Consider the following 20,556-nt stretch of genomic DNA (forward strand, 5'->3'; position numbering starts at 1 on the left):
CAACACGAGACAAAGGAACCCTCGATGAACAGTACAAGCGCAACACGCGCAACCGACATACGAAGCCCGGATCGCGGCACCGCATGGACCCGCGAGGAATTCGAAGCGCAATTGCGCGCGAAAGGCCGCGCGTATCACATCCATCATCCGTTCAACGTGAAGATGAATAGCGGCGGCTGCTCGCGCGAGCAGATCCGCGGCTGGGTCGCGAACCGCTTCTACTACCAGATCAATATTCCGCTGAAGGACTCGGCGATTCTGTCGAACTGCCCGGACCGCGAAACGCGCCGCCGCTGGGTTCTACGGATTCTCGATCACGACGGCTATGGCGACGACGAAGGCGGCATCGAAACCTGGGCGCGCCTGGGCGACGCCGTCGGCCTGGCGCGTGACGAACTGTGGTCGCTCAGGCACGTGGTGCCCGGTGTGCGCTTCGCGGTCGACGCGTATGTGAATTTCGCGCGCCGCGCGCTGTGGCAGGAAGCCGTGTGCTCGTCGCTAACCGAAATTTTCGCACCGCAGATTCACAAGGACCGTCTGTCGACGTGGCCGACGCACTACCCGTGGATCGAGCCTGCCGGCCTGAACTACTTCCGCTCGCGCATCTCGCTCGCGCAGCGCGACGTTGAACACGGGCTCGCGGTCACGCTCGATTATTTCCGCACACGCGAACAGCAGGAGCGTGCGCTCGACATTCTGCAATTCAAGCTGGACATCCTGTGGACCATGCTCGACGCGATCGAAAAGGCTTATCCGGTATGAACGAGACGAACGACGATGCTTCACAACACGCGCTGCGCCCGAAACTGAACAAGCTGTTCCGGATGCAGTGGGAACCCGCCCAGGATGCGCACGTATTGCTATATCCGGAAGGCATGGTGAAACTGAACCAGAGCGCCGCCGAGATCTTGAAGCGCTGCGACGGCACACGCGATGTCGCGGCCATCGTGACCGACCTCGAAGGCACTTTCAACGCGACCGGCATCGCCCCCGAGGTCGAGGCGTTTATCGCCCACGCCATCGAGCGCGGCTGGCTGGAGCCCTCAGCATGACTGATCTTTCGGTTGCAGCGCAGCATACTCCCGAGCGTTCCGCACGGTCTGGCATTGCGCCGCCGCTGTGGCTGCTCGCGGAGCTGACGTACCGCTGCCCGCTGCACTGCGCGTTTTGCTACAACCCGGTGGACTACACCGCGCAAAAGGACGAGCTTGATACCGCGCAGTGGCTCAATGTGCTGCGCGAAGCGCGCGCGCTGGGCGCCGCGCAGCTCGGCTTTTCGGGCGGCGAACCGCTAATGCGCGACGATCTCGAGGAGCTCGTCGCCGAAGCGCGCAAGCTCGGTTTTTATACGAATCTGATCACATCCGGCGTCGGCCTCACCGACCAGCGCCTGCGGGTGCTGAAGGAGAACGGTCTCGACCATATCCAGCTGTCGTTTCAGGACTCGACGCAGCAGCTCAACGATTTCCTCAGCAGCACGCGCACGTTCGATCTGAAAAACCGCGTCGCACGCTCGATCAAGGCGTATGGCTTTCCGATGGTGCTCAACTGCGTGCTGCACCGCTACAACCTGCCGCATGTCGACAAGATCATCGACATGGCGCTCGCGATGGGCGCCGAATACCTCGAACTCGCGAACACACAGTACTACGGCTGGGCGCATACGAACCGCGCGCAGTTGATGCCGACCGCCGAGCAATTGCGCGAAGCGGAAGCGGTCGTCGAGCGGTATCGGAAGGAGATCGGCAACCGCTGCAAGATTTTCTTCGTCGTACCCGATTACTACGAAACGCGGCCAAAACGCTGCATGAACGGCTGGGGCTCAGTGTTTCTCGGCATCGCGCCGGACGGCGCCGCGCTGCCCTGCCATTCCGCGCGCTCGCTGCCGGGGCTCACATTCCCGAATGTGCGCGATATGCCGGTTGCCGATATCTGGTATGAAAGCGATGCGTTCAACCGGTTCCGCGGTTTCGACTGGATGAACGAGCCGTGTCGCAGTTGCGAAGAGAAAACCCGTGACCTCGGCGGCTGTCGCTGCCAGGCTTATCTGCTCACGCAAGACCCGGCCAACGCGGACCCTGTGTGCGACAAGTCTCCGCATCACGAAGCGGTCGTGCGCGTGGTGCGCGACGCGGCGCAACGCGGTGCGCCGCTCGGTCCCGGCGAGCAGACGGTGATTTTCCGCAATGACGCGAACTCGCGGCAATTAACGAGCCAAATGAGCGGCCAAATGAGCGGCCAAACGAGCGGGCAACGAAAGGCCGCCACGGATAAAACCAACGATCAGGGAGCGCACAGATGACCACCGCCGATATCTCCGTGTTGCTCGTCGACGATCACGCTGTCGTGCGTGAAGGCTATCGACGCCTGCTCGAATTGAGCCCCGATGTGCGCGTCGCCGGCGAAGCGGCCGACGCCGCGCAAGCGTACCAGCGTTTCTGCGCGCTGCAACCGGATGTGGTGGTAATGGACCTCGCGTTACCTGGCGCCAGCGGCATCGAGGCGATGCGTCGCATGCTCGCCCGCACGTGCGCTTCTATAGCCTGCAAAAAGGTCCCGCCACACAGCAACTGCGCGAGAGGACGGATCTGGCCGCACGCATCGTCGATCATACCGACGAGTTTGCCGACTTCGCGGACACCGCCGCCTTCGTCGACAATCTGGATCTGGTGATCACCGTCGATACCGCCGTCGCCCACCTTGCGGGCGCGATGGGCAAGCCGGTGTGGATCATGAACCGTTTCGACACCTGCTGGCGATGGCTGCTCGATCGAGCCGACAGTCCGTGGTATCCGAGCGCGCGGTTGTTCAGGCAAGCGGCGCTGGGCGAGTGGGATAGTGCGGTCGAAGCGGTGCGCGATGCGCTGGCGGCACGAGATTATCAGTGACACGACAATAAACAAACAACGCGACGGGGTTTTACTCACCAGGCGTCACTGTAAGCGACGAAAGCAACGTCGGATTCATTGCTGTATCGTCGCCAATCAGTACGCCCGATTACTCTAGCGGACGCAAACTACAGGTTCCGACGACAACCACATCAGACGTTCAAATCTGGATTCTCTTTAGAGAGACCCCGGTCTATCGGCTGCCCCTTTCTTCATTTCGCGCACGCGCCCACATATCGATATGCCATTCATCACGATCGCAGGACAGCAATTGCATTACCAGACTCGCGGCAACGGTTTTCCGGTGCTGCTCGGACACAGCTTTTTGTGGGACTCGGCGATGTGGCAGCCGCAAATCGAAGCGCTGTCGCAATCGTACCAGGTGATCGCGCCTGACCTGTGGGGCCACGGTCGATCCGGCCGCATGCCCGAGAACACCCGCAACTTCGGCGACCTCGCCGCGCAAGCCAGCGAACTGCTGAACGCGCTTGGCATCGAACAATGCGCGATGATCGGTTTGTCGCTCGGCGGAATGTGGGGCTCCGAACTCGCGTTGCGCGAACCGAAACGCGTCAAGGCGCTCGTGATCATGGACTCGGACCGCGGCGCCGAACCCGCGGCGACGCTCGCGCAATACCTCCAGATGGTCGACACGATCGAGTCGCTCGGGCAAATACCGGCACCGATGATCGATGCCATCGCCCCGTTGTACTTCCGCCGCGGCGCGCCGCTCGACAGCGAACTGATCGTGTCGTACAAACGCGCTTTGGCATCGTTTTCGGCGGATCAGCTGCGACAGTCCATCGTGCCGCTTGGCCGACTCTTCATGAAACGTGCGGACGAAGTAGCGAAGCTTTCCGCGCTCGACGCGGCCACCACGCTGATCATGTGCGGTGAGCTTGATATTCCGCGTCCACCGGCGGAAACGATCCGCATGGCCGAGACGATCGGTTGCAAGCACGTGCTGGTGCCTGAAGCGGGCCATATCTCGTGCCTCGAGAATCCATCGTTCGTCAACCGCGAGCTTCTTGGATGGCTCGATAAGCACGTGGGAGCAAACGCGTAACGCGTGGTTCGATAAACAGTGACGGCCGGCGGTCTTTGCAACGCGAGACCGCCTCCGCTCACATCATCAGCACCACGCGCCCGCGCGTTCCGGCCGCGACGGCTTCGTATGCGGCTTTCGCATCAGCCAGCGGGAACGATTGCGCAATCACCGGCGGTTCGTACCGCCCTCGCTCAAAGCCTTCCACCAGCGCACGAAGAAGCGGCGCCGATTCAGCGACGCCGAGCTTCGCGCTATCCGTGCCGAACAATTGCGTCTCGTTGTGATAGAAGTCGATCAAGTCGAACTCGACACGACGCTTGCCCGTCGCACTGATCTCGACGACCCGTCCACGCCGTTTCACGAGACCGAGCGCGACTTCGAACGCAATGCCGCCCACTGCGTCATACACGACATCGACACCGCCATCCGTCAGCGCCTTCACGCGCCCGGCCGCGTCGTCGCCAATCTGCACATACTGGTCGATCAGGCGGCCCGCCGGCGAGTTCGGATCCGGCTCGTGGCGATCCACCGCAATCACGCGCGCGCCGCGCGCCTTCGCAATCTGCGTGACCGCGCCACCGACTCCGCCCGATGCGCCGATCACGGCAATCGTCTCGCCAGCGGCGAGCTTCGCGTGTTCAACCGCGCCCAACCACCCCACGACGAAATTCACACCAATCGACGCCGCCTGCTCGTGGGTTAGATTCGCTGGCTTGCGCACGAGCGCCGAGACCGGGACCCGGATGAACTCCGCATGGGTGCCATCACGCGTAAAGCCGATATCGCCGCCGGTGCCCCATACTTCGGCCCCGATCCACTCCGCAGGACCTTCAGCGACGACACCGCTAAAATCGCGGCCCGGCACGCGTGGCGGCACGGTATGTCCGAAATGCCCGGCCACGTTCTTGACGTCACTCGGGTTAACCGACGCAGCCTTCACCCGCACGACCGCGTTTTCAGCGTCAGCCCGCGGCGTGTCAAGGTCGAGATACTCGAGCACGTCCGGCGCACCGAACGATTTGAATTGAACAGCTTTCATACGTTGCTCCTTGCATGATGGCCACACTTGGCGTTGAACGCTCAGGTGTTAACTCCCCCGTCGATGCCACGGTCTGCGCCGGTCACGAATGCGCTTTACGCTGTTTCGCGCGGCTTGCCTCGCCTGGCCACATCGCGGCCAGCACAGCGGTCACGATCTGGCGAAGCCGGCGTCGCGTTGCGCCCCCTTTTGCCTGAACTGCAAGACCTTGAATGAACGTCGAAATAAATGCAGCGGCAGCCTGACTGTTCATACCGTTGGGCAGCGGCCCCGCACCTTTGATGGTATCGAAGCGCTCACGCAACAGCCGCTCAAATGCATTACGGCTCTCCGAAAGCGCTTCGCTTAGCGGACGTACCTCGGCGCTGCAGGAGAGCGCGGACAATGTGACGAGACAACCGGAAGGCGTATTTCGTCCCGTGTGCAGGTTGACGGTGCCGGACAGCAGCGCTTCTGTCACGAGTTGCGGCGTGGCTTGCGCCAGCGCAACTGCGCGAAAAGCCAGATGGTCGCGGTTGTACCGTTCAAGCACCCGGCGAAACAGCCCTTCCTTGCTGTCGAACGCCTTGTAAAGGCTCGACTTCGTCAGCCCTGTCGCCTCCTGAAGATCGGCGAGCGATGCAGCCTCATAGCCTTTGTCCCAGAAGACGTGCAAAGCGCTTTCCAGAACATCGTCTTCGTCGAATTCTCGCGGCCGTGCCATGATGTACTCCCCGATGTCTGCCGAAACATTATATACCGCTTGGTACATAATCTGCGTCGTCGCGTCTCTGTGACATGAAGTCGTCGAATTCGGCGAATGCATGCCACGACGTCTTCGCAAGAAAACGGCTTGCCACGCTGAACCGCTTATATGCGAACCGCATCGCTATGCTGCGCATCCAACGAGTTCGCATGAATATGTTTCCATTCATGCTGCTGCTTTCGTTCGCCTTGACTTCACAATGGCCTAGACCTATCGTGAAATGGCTTAACGAGCACACAATTAGTATTCCGTACTCTTAATAGCTCCTCGTCGCGAGATGATTGACCTCGCGGCTTCGCGGACTGAATTCCCCGTGGTCCGCCTCTTCTCCCTACGCCCCGTTGGCGGCCGTTTTGCCTGCCGTTGATTTCGCCTTGTCAGAATTGAATGCGCGCTACGCGTCTGGTATGCGACGCGGAACGTTGCGCGTGCCCAGGAACTTTCGATTACGTGCTGCGCTTCAATAGCGGAGACCATCATGCCGAAGACACCCATCATTGAGGAATTGCCAGCCGGCCCCACGGAAGGCGGCGGAGGCCGCCCATTGCCGCACCGCCCGGGCTGGGCAGAGTTGCCTGCGGGGCCCGATTATGCGTTCGCGAGGGAGGCGGCAAACGAACTATTCCGCCTGCGCGATCGGGTGCACGCAATGGAGACACAGTTTCTTGCCACGAGACTGAGAATCCACAATCCGAACATTCATGAGATACCGCGGGTCGAAGCTCTGTCTCGCGTTGGTCTGCCGAACGAGTTGCCTGAAGGCGGTGAGTTCGGAGGCGGTGGGCTTGGGGGCGGTGGCGTGGGCTACCACCCGGTCCCGTGGCCAGGAGAATTGCCGCCGTGGGAGCAGTTGCTCGCCCGCAATCTCGAGGCGATCCTGCAACGCCTGAGCGCGGTTGAAGCAGGGCTCTCCGCATTGAACACAAAGGTCAACGCTGGCGGCTAGGCTCGCGCCACACAACCCCATGACTCCACACCGCGACCTGCTGGCCACGTATTTGCGCGCGCGCGGAATTCTCTACGCGTCACTCGATCAACCGATCCGCCATCGGGACGGCAGCCCCGCGCCGTGGGCGTTCTATAGCTGGAACACGACGCTCACGGCCGAAGGGCTGCGGCTGGCGGCACTTTGCATCCTCGAGCGGCTGCAGGGTTTCCGAGCCACACAACTCGCCACGATCGGCTACACCGGTATGCCGTTGCTGTCCGCCTGCGTGTTGCTCGGCGAAGGCCGCTATACGGGACTGTGTATTCGCGAACAGCGCAAAGCCTATGTGTCATGTCGCCGCGTCGAAGGTCCGTTCGACAAAAGCGCGCCGGTGGTGATCATTGACGATTCGATCAGCTCCGGCACGTCGCTGCGCAAAGCCATCCAGGCAATCGAAGACGAAGGCGCGGAAGTCGAAGGCGCCGTCGCGCTCGTGCGGTTCCCTTATCGCGGCGGCCTCGATTGGGCAAACGCTGCCGGCTATCGCACGGAGACGCTGTTCGACATCTGGACTGATCTACGCATGGTGGAAACCCTCGCGCCTCCGCTTTGTCGGCCTACGCCGACAACCGGCGATCTTGTCGCGCCGGAGTTGCTGCATCCCGCTGCGCTCGCCCGGCTGACTGCCGCCACCTATCTCGCGACCGGCGCGGTCCCGATTGCGCCGCAAGCGATGGATCGCAGCTATGACTGCGCCGGCGGCGTCTTCGTTAGTTTTCGCGAGCGACGCAATGAGTATCGAATCGCACGGAGTGGGTTCTGGCATTTCGACCCAGCCGAGGCGCGACCCGCGAGCGATGTCATCGCCGCCACCGTCGCGACCCTGGATGAGGCGAATGGCCAGATCACGGCGAGCAACCTGGCCCAGTTGAAAATCGCCGTCACGTTCTTTTCGGCGCTCGAGCCAATCGGACCTGGCGGCCTCGACTTCAATCGCTTTGGCATTGTTGCGCAAAGCCGGGTCTGGCCGCATAAGCGTGGCGGCGCGTTGCCCAATACACAGGTTTTTATCAGCGAAATCGAACAGTATCGTCAGGCACGCGAAACGAATGCGCGAATCCTGCCGGGTGAACCGCATGACCTCTTCCGACATGAAGTGACCAAGTACGTCGAACCCGGTGAAATGTGGTTGCCATACGGTGCACGTGAAGACACGGACACCACATGGTGGCGCGATGCAGCCTTGGGGACGCGGATTACCGCACGTGCACGTACGTTGATCGCTCAAGCGTTAGGGCGCGGGAATGCTGAATCGGCTAGTCTGCCCGGCAACGCGATACCGTGTCCCGTATCCGGTGTCGCGGTGCGGCTCTATCGGTCCGGGCTGGTCGCGTACGGCCTGGCGCTGGGCCATTCGCTCGACACCGCGCTGCTCGCTGCGTGTGCCCAAGCGGCAATCGATGCCCGGCTTGCACGCGATATCGATCTCGCCAGTTGTGCGATTGTCGTGTCGGCCCTGCATCATCCCGAACCGCTTGGCCTGGCCTCGATGCGAATGGTGGCGCACAAGCTGCGGCGTGGACTCGACGCGCTCGGCGTCACCCACGCCGGTCACACGACCGTTCTGTTACCGAGCGTGCTCACTTACAACAACCTCTCACGGGAGGACTTCGTCAGAACGGCAGCGCGACACGCGGATGCCGAAGCCGAGGCCGAAGCGTGCCAGGTCGAATGGAACACGTTCCAGTGCACAGAGTGGGTAGCAGCCGGCGCACGCGCTCTGCCGCTTCGCTTCGGCTTCCCGGACAGGACAGCACGCAGCGAACCGCCCGTCGAAACCCATACACTGATCCGCTTGCTCGCGACGTACATCGCGCACTCGGTCAACGCGGATGGATTGCCATGCTACCTTCTGCTTCCTGCATCCGATGACACGCAAACGCACGGCACCGCTGGCCGCGCAATTCATGCGCTAATGGCGCTCGACCTCGCAGGCAGGCTGCTCAACGAAAAAACGTGGCTCGATACCGCGCAGTCCGGCCTTCGGCATTGCCTCGAGCATGTACGCGACGGCACGATCATGCTGGCCCACTGCGCAGGCGGAACGCTGGCTGACGCGGTGCTATTGAGCGCGGTTGCTGCGCATTCAACGCTTGCCACGAGCGCGGCCGCACGTTCGATCGCGCATCGTCTGACGCAGATGTTGCGGCCGGACGGGCGATTCGGCAGCGCCCGCAGAAGGCTCGCCCTGCCTGAGGATCACGAGTTCCTGCCCGGCGCGGCGCTCGCCGCACTCGGACGTTTTGCCGCCGTCGATCCGTCGGCTCTACCTTCATCACTGACCGCGTCCATCGCCTGGTATGCCTACCGATTTTCCGCGTGCCCAGGTTGGGGTTCCGCCGGCTGGCTGCCGCAAGGTATGCAAGCGGTACACCTGGTCACCGCGGACCCCGCCGCCGCGCAGCTTGCCTTCGCCGCCACGGATTGGTGCATCGAACGGCAATTGACAAGCACCGGTGCTTTTCTCGAAGACCTCAGTCCCGACGAACCCAGCTTTAACACCGGCTTCATCGCCGAAGGCGTGGCCGCGTCCTGGGCAATCGCACTCGAAACCGGCGACACCTCGCGCGCGTCGCGCTACGCTGCATCGTGGTCCAATGCGATGCGATTCATAACACGCCTGGTCCTCTTTCCAGAAGACGTCTTCGCGATGCGCGCGGGGCCCATCGCCGTGGGTGGCGTGCGATGCACCTTGTCACGCTCCGATATTCGTATCGACCAGGTAAGCCATTGCCTGCACGCACTCGTGAAAGGTGCGCAACTCGAACAACTGACGCGCTCGCCACTTCCTCAACGCGCGGCGTTTCTGGAACAACAGAAATAGCGGCCGTGCCGTGCCCCAACCCCGGATTCATCGCGGGAACTGTGGTTTACTTGTCAATCGTCCGTCATCGAAGCAAGTCAGATGACCGTCATTGGCAAACGGCCCAATATGAGCACCCGACTTTACCGAACTGTCGTTCGTACCCCCACTCGCACCCGTCAAGCATCCGAAAGCGAACTCGACGAAGCGATCACCCACAACGACACAGCGAATGATCTGCGTCGCGCGGGCCGGCTTCAGGAAGCCGAACAGCACTACCGGATCGCGTTGCGGCACTGGCCGGACTGCCCCGAGATTCACGCCAATCTCGCCGATACGTTCGAAGCACTTGGGCGCATCGACGAAGCGGAAGCGTCCTACCGGAATGCGATCAAATTCAATCCCGAACTCCACGAAGCCCGCTTCAATCTGTCGTTGCTGCTGCTTTCGCAAGGGCGATACCTGGAAGCCTGGCCGCTCTATGAAGCGCGCGGCCCCCTGTTTCAGGAGCATGGCACGCTGCCCTTCCCCAAATGGGCAGGCGAAGCGCTGAGCGGCAAATCCCTATTGTTGCTGCCGGAACAAGGGTATGGCGACACGATCCAGTTCGTCCGCTATGCACCGCTGCTGAAGGCGTTAGGTGTTGCGCAACTGACCGTCGCGTGCAAGCCCGAACTGGGGCCGCTTCTGCGAACGGTGCAAGGCATCGACACGGTTGTCACGGACCCGCACGAATTGCGGGTGCACGACTATTGGGAATCGCTGATGAGCTTGCCGCGCCACTTCGGCACGACACCGCAATCGATTCCCGCGCAGATCCCGTACGTCGGGGTGTTCACGCAGCGGATGGACCGATGGAAAGCGCGCCTTCCCGATCGCGCGCTGCGAGTGGGACTCGTGTGGAAAGGCAACCCCGGACACGACAACGACGCCGCCCGCTCGTTGCCGCACTTTGCCGAACTCGCGCCGCTGCTGTCCGCCGATGGCGTGTCGTTCATCAGCCTGCAGACCGGCGACGCCGAACTCGAAGTCGCCGCCAGCGGCCATCATCAAAACATCGTTTGTCTGGGCAAAGACATCGTCGACTTCGCCGACACGGCGGCGATCGTCGCGCAACTGAACCTCGTCATCGCCGTCGATACGGCGATCGTCCATCTCACTGGCGCGCTGGGTGTCGCGTGCTGGCTGATGCTGCCGAAGACCGGCGTCGACTGGCGCTGGCATCGGACCGGCGCTCAGTCGCCGTGGTATCCGCAGGACATGTACCTGTTTCGACAAGCGTCCGGGGGCTGGGCGGAACAGATTGCATCGGTCAGAAGCGCGCTCGACGAGATCGTGCGTGCCAGGGGCTAAGGAGCGATATGAGAGCGAGCAGCGAAAATCTGTCCAGTGGAATCGGCGTATTTGCCGCCGTCATTGATGCGGGGACGTTCGCGGCAGCCTCCGAGTTGCTGGAGATGACACCGCCCGGTGTGAGCCGCGCGATCGCGCGCCTCGAAAAGAGGCTGAACATCCGGCTCTTTCATCGAACGACGCGCTCCGTTTCGCTCACCGAAGAGGGCCGGCGTTTCTACGAGCAGGTGATGCCGCACTTGCGCGGCATGGAGGAAGCCGCAGCCGCGGCAGCCGGAGGTGCAGCAGTTGTGCGCGGCAAGCTGCGCGTCAATCTGGATGCGGTCACTTCGCGCACCGTCCTCGGGCCGCCTCTCGACGCATTCATGGATGCGCACCCCGAGCTCGACCTCGAACTCATCACACGCGACCATCTCGGCGATCTGATTTCAGATGGCTTCGATCTCGCGCTGCGCTTTGGCGAAGCGCGCAGTTCGAGTCTGGTTGCGCGCAAGCTGCTGGATACGCCAGTGGTCACCGTCGCCGCGCCTGCGTATCTCGCGCGTCATGGACATCCGGCTGAACCGCAAGCATTAAGCGAGGGCCAGCACCGGTGCCTAGAGTTTCGCAATCCGGAGACTGGCAGGCCGTATCAATGGGAATTTCACCGGAAACGCAAAAAGCTCGTTGTCCAAACGAGCGGGCGCTTGATGGTCAACGAACCGGGCGCACTGCTCCACGCCTGTCTGTCCGGTTCCGGCATCGCCCAGATGCTGATGCTTGCCGCCGAACCGCTGATACGCGAAGGGCGCCTGGTCAATCTCTTTCCGGACTGGTCGGACGAGCGTTTCCCGCTGTATGCGTATCACCCATCGAGGCATCACGTACCGGCCAGGACGCGCGCGTTCCTTGACTTTGTCGTCGCTTTGACGAGAAGCGAGTAGGTCTCGCGTACCCTTCGGCTGGCCGCAATCGCGACGCACAGGATCACAAACCGAAAGGTCATTGCCAGTTTGGTTGTCCTTTTGAAAACTGATGAATGCTCGCACCACGATGCGACGAAAGGCGGGTATACCCGTTCTGACAAATAACACGCCGTTCGACAGGCGAATGCACCGGCGTCCGGGAGGAAGCCAGAAAGCAGTCCGCTTTGCACTACCATTCTGCCAACGACCCCGAAAGGAGAGCGTCGATGGCCAATCCGCAAATTGACGCCATTCGCGAATGGCTTGCGTCAAAGCCCCGCCCGACAGCGCTCGCCGAACGGCGCGCTCGTATGTTGACGCTGGTCGACCGGTACACGATTGCACCCGACGTGCGGATCGAAGCCACCGACGCCGACGGCGTTCCCGCCGAATGGACGCTGACACCCGTGGCCGACCCGAAGCGAGTCGTGCTGTTCCTGCACGGTGGCGCTTATATCGCCGGCGGCATCGCGACGCATCGACATATGGTCGCGCAGATCGGCCGCGTCGCACGGGCACGCACGCTTGCGCTCGACTATCGGCTCGCACCCGAGCATCCGTTCCCCGCGGCGCTGGAAGACGCGCTGACCGGCTATCGCTATCTGCTTTCGCGAGGCTACGCGCCCGCGCACATCGCGATTGCCGGAGAAAGCGCAGGCGGCGGACTGGCGCTGGCCATGCTTGTTTCGTTGCGGCAGATCGGCGTCGACCTGCCTGCCTGCGCGTGGCTGAGCTCGCCGTGGACGGACCTCGACATGACCGGCGCATCGATGGAATCGAAAGCGGACGTGGACCCGCTGATCCAGAAACCGTATCTGCTCGAAGCGGCCGCGGCCTATCTGAACGGCGCGGACCCGCGCACGCCGCTCGCGTCGCCGTTGTACGCGGACCTGGCCGGCCTTCCGCCGCTGTTCATTCAAGTCGGCACCGCCGAAACACTGCTCGACGATGCGATGCGGCTCGCGCGCCGCGCGGCACAAACCGATGTGCGCGTGGTGCTCGATGTCTGGCCAGAGATGATTCACGCGTGGAGTCTGTTTTATCAGCAACTCGATGCGGGGCAACAATCGCTGGAATCGATGGGGGCGTTTGTTCGATCGATGCTTGAGCGAAAGTAATTGCCCCGCTCCGCAGCAGTCCGATTGCTCAACTCAGCGCAGTGCTTGCATACGCATCGATCTCCCCGGACTGAAGCGCGGCAATTGCTTCGGCCTGTTGATCTGCCCATTCGATACCCGCCTGCTTCGCCGATCGATCGGCGCCGACCCAGCCATATCGAGGTCCGGAATAACGCAATGATCATTTTCACGGCCTCGCCTCCCCCAACGAGGCAATTGCACAGCCTGATCGTCCAAACGGCCTGGACTAAATTCCCCCGCCACGTGTTATCAAAAACAGGAACCGCTCGCCCGCCCCCCGCCCCCCGCCCCACTGTCAGCCTCGTTCACGTAGAGGAGTCGTCTTATGCAAAAGAGCCCGGCCAACCCGTCCGCTTACCTGTCCAACCCACTGCAAAAACCGGAGGGTGTGACTATCGGAATCGGCGTCACGTCGCCTTCGCCCGAACTGGTGCAGATGTTCGCGCATGCGGGCTTCGATTACGTGCTGATCGATATGGAACACGGCCCCATCTCGATCGAAACGGCTTACAGAATGGTCACCGCGACCATCGGCACACCCGCCGAGCCGTGGATTCGCGTCACGCACAACGACGCCGCGCAGATCAAACTCGCGCTCGACACAGGCGCAAAAACCATCGTCGTACCGATGATCACGTGCCTGAAAGACGCGGAAGACGCGGTGTCCTACGCGAAGTATCCGCCGCAGGGCATCCGCGGCTGGGGTCCGTTCCGTACGCAATACCAATGGCAGACCAATATGCTCGACTACGCGAAGCGAGCCAACGCGGAAACCAGCCTGTATGTGCTGATCGAACATCCGGGCGCGGTGCGCGACCTCGATGCGATCCTCGAGCTCGAAGGCGTCGCCGGCGCGATTCCCGCGCCGTTCGACCTGTCCGTGAACATGGGTTTCAGCGACGGCCCGAATCATCCTGAAGTGCGCAAGACCATCGAAGAAGTGATGCACAAGATCAAGGCAAAACGCGCGCGGCTGCCTTCGTTCGCGATCACGCCCGAGCAGGCGGCCGAAGCGCTGCGCTTAGGCGTGAACGACCTGTTCCTCGGCTTCGATCCAATGTATATCCAGGCATCGGTACAATTGTTTATGGCCTCGCTCGCGAAACTGCGCAACGGCGCCTGAATCCGGCGGCCAATCGCCGCGCCGCGTCGTCGGATTCGCCGTGCAACGAGAACACCCAGGCGCGCGCCAGACCAACAAACAACACGCGTTGACGCTCTCTATGAATCCGAATCTCCCAACGACGGCCGGCATCAAACTTCTCCATACCCCCGGGCCCACGCATGTGCCCGACCTTGTGCGCAACGCGATGAGCGCGCAACCCTTCGATCTGAACGACCCGCGCCTTGGCGCGGTCGTCGAAAACTGCGAGCGCGGCCTGCAGCGGCTGCTCAACACCGCGCACGCCGATGTGATCATGTACACCGCAAACGGCCACGGCGCGTGGGAGGCCGCGATCGTCAATCTGTTGCCACCGGGCGGCAAGGTGCTGGTCGCCGGCACCGGGCATTTCAGCGAAACGTGGGCGCAGGCCGCGGAAGGCTGCGGCGCGCACGCGATTCGCACCGAAGCGCGCGTCGGCGCGCCGCTCGACCCCAGCCTCGTCGAAGCCGCGCTACGCGCGGACAAGTCGCACGAGATCATCGCGGTGTTCGCGGTTCAGACCGATACATCGACCGGCGTGACGAGCGATATCCAGAAAGTGCGGCAAGCGATCGACCGCGCGCAGCACCCGGCACTGCTGGTCGTCGACGTGGTCGCGTCGCTCGGCGCGACGCCATTCCAGATGGACGCGTGGGGCGTGAATGTCGCGATCGGCGCGTCGCAAAAGGCGTTGATGCTGCCGCCGGGCATGTCGTTTACCGCCGTCGACGAAAAAGCGCTCAACGTCGCGCACGACAACCGCACGCCGCGCGTGTACTGGGACTGGACTGCACGCAAAAGCCCGATCGGCTACCGCAAATTCTGCGGCACGCCGCCCGAAAGCCACCTGATGGGGCTCGAAGTATCGCTCGGGCTGATCGAACGCGAAGGCTACGACGCGGTGTTCGCACGGCACGCGCGGATCGCGCGCGCGGTCCACGCAGCCGTCGAACGATGGAGCGAACATGGCGCGCTGTGGCTGATGGTGAAGGACCCAGCGGCGCGATCGACGTCGATCACCGCGATCGGCGTGCGCGAAGGCATCGATCCCGCCGAAATCTATACCGTTGCGCGCGAACGTTTCCATATCGGCCTTGCAGGCGGCCTCGGACCGCACGCGGGCAAGGCCTTCCGCATCGGGCACCTGGGCGACATCAACGAAGCGATGATTCTCGGCTGTCTGTCCGGCGTCGACGCAACGCTGCGTCTGCTGAACGTGCCGATCGGCGACGGTGCGCTGGAAAGCGCGATCGCCGTGCTTAACAAGCACATGTCACCCGTGTGGTGACGGTGGATTTCGCGTCCGCAACGAGGGCCCCGATGAACTCAGACGACCTGGAACTGTTCGCGCACGTCGCCAAGGCGGGCAGCATTTCACGCGCGGCGATGGAACTGGGCGCCAACCAGTCGACTGTCAGCCGGCGCATCGGCATGCTCGAAACCGAGCTCGGCGTCCGTCTGTTCAGACGCAGCGGCCGTGGCGTATGGCTCACCGAACACGGCGAACAGTTGCTCGGCTACGCGACCACACTGGAACGCACGCTGCTCGAAGCGCGCAACGCGATGCGCCACACCGTCGGACTCGGCCCCGCGCGTTTTTGCATCGCCGCGCAGCCGACCATCGCGCGAATCATGTTCGGCAGTCTGGGCCATACGCTGAAAGCGCATTATCCGCACACCCGTGTACGCTTTATCGAGGGTCTGGCGAGCCATATTCTCGGCTGGCTCGCCGACGGCGAAGTGGATCTCGCGATCATGTATGTGCCCGAGTATCCAGGCGCGATGCAGTTCGACCCGCTGCTATCGGAACAGGTCTGTCTGGTCACGCCGCCTGATTTCCCGCAACCGGAAGGGCCAGTCGATGTGAGTGCGCTCGCCACGGTCCCGCTGATTTTGCCGAGCACCCATCACGGCTTGCGCGTGCTGGTCGAAACGATAGCGGCCAGACACGGCTTTACACCGGACATCGCGCTTGAATGCGATGGTTCGATTTCGATCACCAAGCGCCTCGTGCTCGCCCATTGCGGATGCACAGTGTTGCCGTCGGCCTCGGTGATCGAAGAGGTCGCGGCGAAGCGGCTGAAGTGTTATCCGCTGCAAAACCCGGTCATCAAGCGCGATGTTGCGCTCGCATGGCCGCAGAACCGGGTGATGCCGGATGGGCTGTGGGACGTCGCACACCTGATTCGCGAGCAGGCCGAACAGTTGGTCAGCCATGGCGCATGGCCGGGCACGACCTTGCATGCGGCGACCGGCGCGCAGGACGCGCGCCGGCGGTTTCCAGCAAGCTAAGCGGCGCACAGCGCGCCGCCGCGGGTTGAGCTTTAGCCTTAGCCGTTCAAACGGTTGACTGGCGTGATCTGCCGCGGGTCCGTACGCAGTTCGATCAACGCGGCCACACCTGCGCGCTGGGCGCGTTGGAACGCAGCCGGAAAATCCTCGGTCCGTTCGACACGCTCCGCATGCGCACCGAAAGCCTTTGCAAATGCAACGAAATCCGGATTGGTCAGATCGGTGGCCGACACGCGCCCCGGATACTCGCGCTCCTGATGCATCCGGATCGTGCCCAGCATGCCGTTGTTCACGACGAGCACGATCAACGACGCGCCAAACTGCACGGCAGTCGCGAGTTCCTGCGGGTACATCATGAAGCAGCCGTCGCCGGCAAACGCGACCACCGCGCGTGTTGGGTCCCGAAGCTTCGCCGCAATCGCCGCCGGGAACCCGTAGCCCATCGCGCCGTTGGTCGGCGCAAGCTCGGTGGCCGGCTGACGATAGCGATAGAAGCGATGCACCCACACCGTGTAGTTGCCCGCGCCATTCGCAATCACCGCATCGTCGGGCAGCACGTTGTCCAGATGCGCGACCACCTGCGCCAGATCGACGCCCTTGATGTCGGCGCCCGGCTGCGGCGTCGAATGCGCGACATAGTCGGCACGCGCCGCTTCGGTCCACACACGCCACGGCGCGACAACCGGTTCGACCTTATCGAGCGCATGCGCAAACTCACGCATACCGGCATTGATCGGCAAACGCGCCTGATACGTGCGCCCCAATTCCTGCGGGTCCGGATGAATATGAATCAACGTCTGCGTCGGCGCCGGACTTTGCACAATGGTGTAGCCCGACGACGTCGTTTCCGCGAGCCGCGAGCCGACCACGAGCAGCAGATCCGCTGCGCGCGCACGCTCCGCGAGCTTCGGCGACACCCCGAGCCCAAGCTGACCGACGTAATGCCGATCGCGATTGTCGAACAGATCCTGACGGCGGAACGACGCGGCCACCGGCAAGTTGTTCGCGACAACGAAGCGCTTGAATGCCGCACTCGCGTCCGCATCCCACCCCGTGCCGCCGACCACGACGAGCGGCCGCTGCGCAGCCGCCAGCAACGCGCGCAATTCGTGCATCGTGTCGGCTGCCGGCGCCGCCTGCGTCACGCGCACAGCCGGCGCATCGTGGACTGCGGCGGACCCGAACAGCACATCCTCCGGCAACGCGACCACCACCGGACCCGGCCGTCCGGATAGCGCAACGCTGAACGCCTTCGACACAATCTCCGGAATCCGCTCGATGCTGTCGATCTCGGTGACCCATTTCGCGAGTCCGCCGAACATCTGCCGGTAGTCGACTTCCTGGAACCCGCCGCGCCCGATAAAGCCGCTCTCGACCTGGCCGACGAACAGGATCATCGGTGTCGAATCTTCGCGCGCGGTATGCACGCCGTTGCTCGCATGCGTCGCGCCCGGTCCGCGCGTGACGAAGCAGATGCCGGGGCGGCCGGTCAGCTTGCCGTACGCGTCGGCCATATTCGACGCGGCGCCCTCGTGACGCGTGACGATCGTGCGCACACCCTGCGCGTCATGCAGCGCGTCGAGCACCGCGAGATAGCTCTCGCCGGGCACGCAATAGACGGTATCCACACCGTTGCGAACGAGCGTATCGACGAGAATCTTGCCGCCGTTGCGCGAGACTGCTGTGTCAGACATGAACTTCAAGCTCCTGGTTACGGGTTTCCGGAAGGAAGATCGCGACGATAAACACGACCACGTACGACGCGGCGGCCCATACGCCGATCGACGGCGCCAGTCCGAGCGACAGGCTCGTCATGCCGACCGCGGCCGGCACCAGCGAGCCGATACCGCGGCCGAAGTTGTACGAAAAGCCGCCGGCCGTCGCGCGGATATGAGTGGGAAAGAGTTCGGTGAAGCACGCGCCCATGCCGGACACGATGCCCGACTGGAACAGCCCAAGCGGAAAGCCGAGCACGAGCAGCGCGGACATCGGCAGATGCAGACGCGTGTATGCCAGCACGGTCAGCGTCGCGCCCGCGGCGGACAACGCGAACGTCGCGCGCCGCCCGATGCCGTCGCTCAGATACGCCATGCCGATATAGCCGCAGAACGAGCCGAAAATATTCACCGCGAGGTACATCGTCGTCAGGTTCACCGTGAGGCTTTGCGTCTCGCGCAGATAGGTGACGAGCCACGTGAGGATCGTATAGTTGCCGCCGAGTGCGCCCGCTGCCATCAGCGACGCGAGCACGGTGCGCGTGATCATCCCTTGCGAAAAGATCAGGCTGAACGTCTTCAGTGAGTTGCTCTTTTCGCGGTAGTGCGCGGCCGCTTCGAACGCTGCCGATTCTTTGATGTTCCGGCGCATCCACAGCACGAGCAAACCAGGCGCGAGACCGAGCAGAAACAGCGCGCGCCACGCCAGATGCTCGGGCAGCAGGCTATACAGCACCCAATACGCGAGCGCGGCGAGCGCATAGCCGACCGGCCAGCCGCTCTGCACCGAACCGACCGCGCGGCCGCGAATGCGCTTGTCGACCACTTCGCCGATCAGGATTGCGCCGGCCGCCCATTCACCGCCGAAGCCGATGCCTTGCAGGCTGCGCGTCAACAGCAGTTGATGAAAGCTGTTCGTGAATGCGGAAAGACCGGTGAACAGCGAGAACCATAGAATCGCGAGCTTCAACACGCGTACGCGGCCGATCCGGTCAGCCAGCAAGCCGGCGATCACGCCGCCGACTGCCGATGCGACGAGCGCCGAGGTGCCGATCACCCCTGCCTGCGCCTTCGACATCCCCCACGTGGCAAGCAGCGTGGGGATCACAAAGGCGAACAGCTGGACGTCCATCGCGTCGAGCACCCAGCCGAGAAAGCAAGCCCAGAAAGTGCGGCGCTGGGCGGGCGCCATCGTGCTGTACCACGGCTGCATCAAGTATCTCCGTCGCAAACTGGTTGCTTATTGTTGTGCCTGGTCCCGAACGCTGTGCGTTCGCAGTCGACTGCTGCGGGCGCGTTAAGGTGCTCGAAAGTATGAACGCGATTCGCATTCCTGCTCACGGCGCCGCGTGCATAGCAGCTATGAATTCCGTGCAACAGGCATGGAAAGGACGCGGGCGGGCCTGGCCGGCACCCGCCGCCGCGTGGCGTGGACGATAAGAAGAAGGGAAGAGACGGCAGATTCGCCTAAGGCCGATCCGATCCATTCAACGACAATGGCCCGGATGCGCAGTCACTGCTGACTGCTTACTACCCACCGCTTACTGCTCACTGCGCGCTCGAAGAAGGCTGCTTTGCCGCGCCGGCACTCGCCATCGCGTGCAGATACTTAAGTAACGCGTCGACATCGGCATCCGATATCACGGACGGTTGGAACCCGACCATCCGCTGTTCGGGCCATGTGCGCACCTTGTGCGGATCGCGGATCAACGCGCGCAGCCCGGCATCCTTGAAATACTGCGTGACGTTCATCGGCTGGCCGAGATCGGGGCCGACATTGCCCGCGCCGCCGCCGTTCATCTTGTGACACGCGATGCATTGCACGACGAACACATCGTGGCCGCGCTTGACCCCCGCATCGCCAACGAACTTCGCCGGCACCGCCAGTTGCGGCCAGCGATGATCCGGGCTTTCGACCAGCGAAATACGTGTGACCTTATACGGCCATTGCTCGCGGCTCACGCCGGAGCGCTCCGGGAATTGCCAGATCAGATAGAACGGCCCGGCCGATGCGGTCTCTTTCGGCAGCGCGGGCCACGGGTGCGCCGGGTCTTCGACGGCCAACCATGCGACCGCACCATTTTTTGCGCCTCGTTCGACCAGCGCGAGCGGGATCTCGCTGACAAAGCCATCGCTTGCTTGCAGTTCGACGGTATCAAACTGTGCGTCCGGGCGATTGCCGAGCAAGGCCAGCAGCGGCACTGCGCGATACTCGACGTGGTGGTGATACACATCTCCGATCACCGTGCCGGTCAGCGTCACGCTCCGGTTATCGGCTCTGGCCAGCAAGTCAGCCGCGGTGAAACTGTGTTCGCCGTCGCCGTTCCTGACGAGCAGCGCCGACACTTCCGCATAGGCCGACGTGCCGATGCCCATGCCGAAGCCACCGCAGCACAACGCGAGTACGGCAATCTTCACTATGTTCTTCATGGTATTCGACGCGTTCACAGTGGGGCTG

General features: G+C 62.9%; 17 protein-coding genes and 2 pseudogenes. 14 read left to right on the plus strand and 5 right to left on the minus strand.

Going from position 1 to position 20,556, the window contains the following annotated elements:
- Nucleotides 1–24: 24 nt before the first annotated feature.
- From pqqC to HV796_RS04505, 6 genes and pseudogenes are all read left to right on the plus strand, one after another.
- The gene (gene pqqC, locus HV796_RS04480; protein ID WP_175225241.1) at nt 25–762 is read left to right on the plus strand and encodes a pyrroloquinoline-quinone synthase PqqC; all 738 of its coding nucleotides are present in this window, start codon (nt 25–27) and stop codon (nt 760–762) included.
- Nucleotides 759–1,052 carry a pyrroloquinoline quinone biosynthesis peptide chaperone PqqD gene (gene pqqD, locus HV796_RS04485; RefSeq protein ID WP_175225242.1) on the plus strand — a complete coding sequence of 98 codons (294 nt, stop codon included), beginning with the start codon at nt 759–761 and terminating at the stop codon, nt 1,050–1,052. Before pqqC ends, pqqD begins: the two co-directional genes overlap by 4 nt.
- Nucleotides 1,049–2,302 carry a pyrroloquinoline quinone biosynthesis protein PqqE gene (pqqE, locus tag HV796_RS04490; RefSeq protein WP_175225243.1) on the plus strand — a complete coding sequence of 418 codons (1,254 nt, stop codon included), beginning with the start codon at nt 1,049–1,051 and terminating at the stop codon, nt 2,300–2,302. The genes pqqD and pqqE overlap by 4 nt, the downstream gene beginning before the upstream one ends.
- A pseudogene (locus tag HV796_RS04495) lies at nt 2,299–2,526 on the plus strand (response regulator); the annotation flags it as partial. The gene pqqE and the pseudogene HV796_RS04495, both read left to right, overlap by 4 nt.
- Nucleotides 2,523–2,888 (plus strand): annotated as a pseudogene (locus HV796_RS04500) (glycosyltransferase family 9 protein); the annotation flags it as partial. The pseudogenes HV796_RS04495 and HV796_RS04500, both read left to right, overlap by 4 nt.
- Nucleotides 2,889–3,129: 241 nt before the next feature.
- A complete protein-coding gene (locus HV796_RS04505; protein ID WP_175225244.1) occupies nt 3,130–3,954 on the plus strand; it encodes an alpha/beta fold hydrolase in 825 nt (274 codons plus the stop codon).
- A gap of 58 nt (nt 3,955–4,012) precedes the next feature.
- Here HV796_RS04505 and HV796_RS04510 read toward each other — a convergent pair whose 3' ends face one another.
- Both HV796_RS04510 and HV796_RS04515 read right to left on the minus strand, forming a co-directional pair.
- Nucleotides 4,013–4,975, minus strand: a complete 963-nt coding sequence (locus tag HV796_RS04510) for a quinone oxidoreductase family protein (protein WP_175225245.1) — start codon at nt 4,973–4,975, stop codon at nt 4,013–4,015.
- A gap of 82 nt (nt 4,976–5,057) precedes the next feature.
- The gene (locus tag HV796_RS04515) at nt 5,058–5,780 is read right to left on the minus strand and encodes a TetR/AcrR family transcriptional regulator (protein ID WP_246355684.1); all 723 of its coding nucleotides are present in this window, start codon (nt 5,778–5,780) and stop codon (nt 5,058–5,060) included.
- Nucleotides 5,781–6,198: 418 nt separating this feature from the next.
- Between HV796_RS04515 and HV796_RS04520 the strand changes: the two genes are divergently transcribed.
- The 8 genes from HV796_RS04520 (at nt 6,199) to HV796_RS04555 (ending at nt 16,383) form a co-directional block, all read left to right on the plus strand.
- A complete protein-coding gene (locus HV796_RS04520; RefSeq protein ID WP_175225246.1) occupies nt 6,199–6,666 on the plus strand; it encodes a hypothetical protein in 468 nt (155 codons plus the stop codon).
- A 19-nt stretch (nt 6,667–6,685) separates the two neighbouring features.
- Nucleotides 6,686–9,532, plus strand: coding sequence for a hypothetical protein (locus HV796_RS04525; protein WP_175225247.1), 2,847 nt, complete (start codon nt 6,686–6,688; stop codon nt 9,530–9,532).
- A 108-nt stretch (nt 9,533–9,640) separates the two neighbouring features.
- Nucleotides 9,641–10,864, plus strand: coding sequence for a tetratricopeptide repeat protein (locus tag HV796_RS04530; RefSeq protein ID WP_175225248.1), 1,224 nt, complete (start codon nt 9,641–9,643; stop codon nt 10,862–10,864).
- Nucleotides 10,865–10,872: 8 nt separating this feature from the next.
- A complete protein-coding gene (locus HV796_RS04535; protein WP_175225249.1) occupies nt 10,873–11,787 on the plus strand; it encodes a LysR family transcriptional regulator in 915 nt (304 codons plus the stop codon).
- Between the two features lie 248 nt (nt 11,788–12,035).
- The gene (locus tag HV796_RS04540; protein ID WP_175225250.1) at nt 12,036–12,926 is read left to right on the plus strand and encodes an alpha/beta hydrolase; all 891 of its coding nucleotides are present in this window, start codon (nt 12,036–12,038) and stop codon (nt 12,924–12,926) included.
- A 346-nt stretch (nt 12,927–13,272) separates the two neighbouring features.
- On the plus strand, nt 13,273–14,070 hold the full coding sequence (locus HV796_RS04545; RefSeq protein ID WP_175225251.1) for an HpcH/HpaI aldolase family protein: 798 nt from the start codon (nt 13,273–13,275) through the stop codon (nt 14,068–14,070).
- Nucleotides 14,071–14,170: 100 nt separating this feature from the next.
- Nucleotides 14,171–15,379, plus strand: a complete 1,209-nt coding sequence (locus tag HV796_RS04550; RefSeq protein WP_175225252.1) for a pyridoxal-phosphate-dependent aminotransferase family protein — start codon at nt 14,171–14,173, stop codon at nt 15,377–15,379.
- 32 nt (nt 15,380–15,411) lie between these two features.
- Nucleotides 15,412–16,383, plus strand: coding sequence for a LysR family transcriptional regulator (locus HV796_RS04555; protein ID WP_175225253.1), 972 nt, complete (start codon nt 15,412–15,414; stop codon nt 16,381–16,383).
- 38 nt (nt 16,384–16,421) lie between these two features.
- Here HV796_RS04555 and HV796_RS04560 read toward each other — a convergent pair whose 3' ends face one another.
- From HV796_RS04560 to HV796_RS04570, 3 genes are all read right to left on the minus strand, one after another.
- A complete protein-coding gene (locus HV796_RS04560; protein WP_175225254.1) occupies nt 16,422–18,077 on the minus strand; it encodes a thiamine pyrophosphate-binding protein in 1,656 nt (551 codons plus the stop codon).
- Nucleotides 18,070–19,311 (minus strand): MFS transporter, encoded by a 1,242-nt coding sequence (locus tag HV796_RS04565; RefSeq protein WP_175225255.1) that lies wholly within the window; start codon nt 19,309–19,311, stop codon nt 18,070–18,072. Before HV796_RS04565 ends, HV796_RS04560 begins: the two co-directional genes overlap by 8 nt.
- Nucleotides 19,312–19,646: 335 nt before the next feature.
- A complete protein-coding gene (locus HV796_RS04570; protein ID WP_175225256.1) occupies nt 19,647–20,528 on the minus strand; it encodes a c-type cytochrome in 882 nt (293 codons plus the stop codon).
- Between the last annotated feature and the right edge of the window lie 28 nt (nt 20,529–20,556).

Source organism: Paraburkholderia humisilvae, assembly GCF_902859855.1.
GTDB lineage: Bacteria > Pseudomonadota > Gammaproteobacteria > Burkholderiales > Burkholderiaceae > Paraburkholderia > Paraburkholderia humisilvae.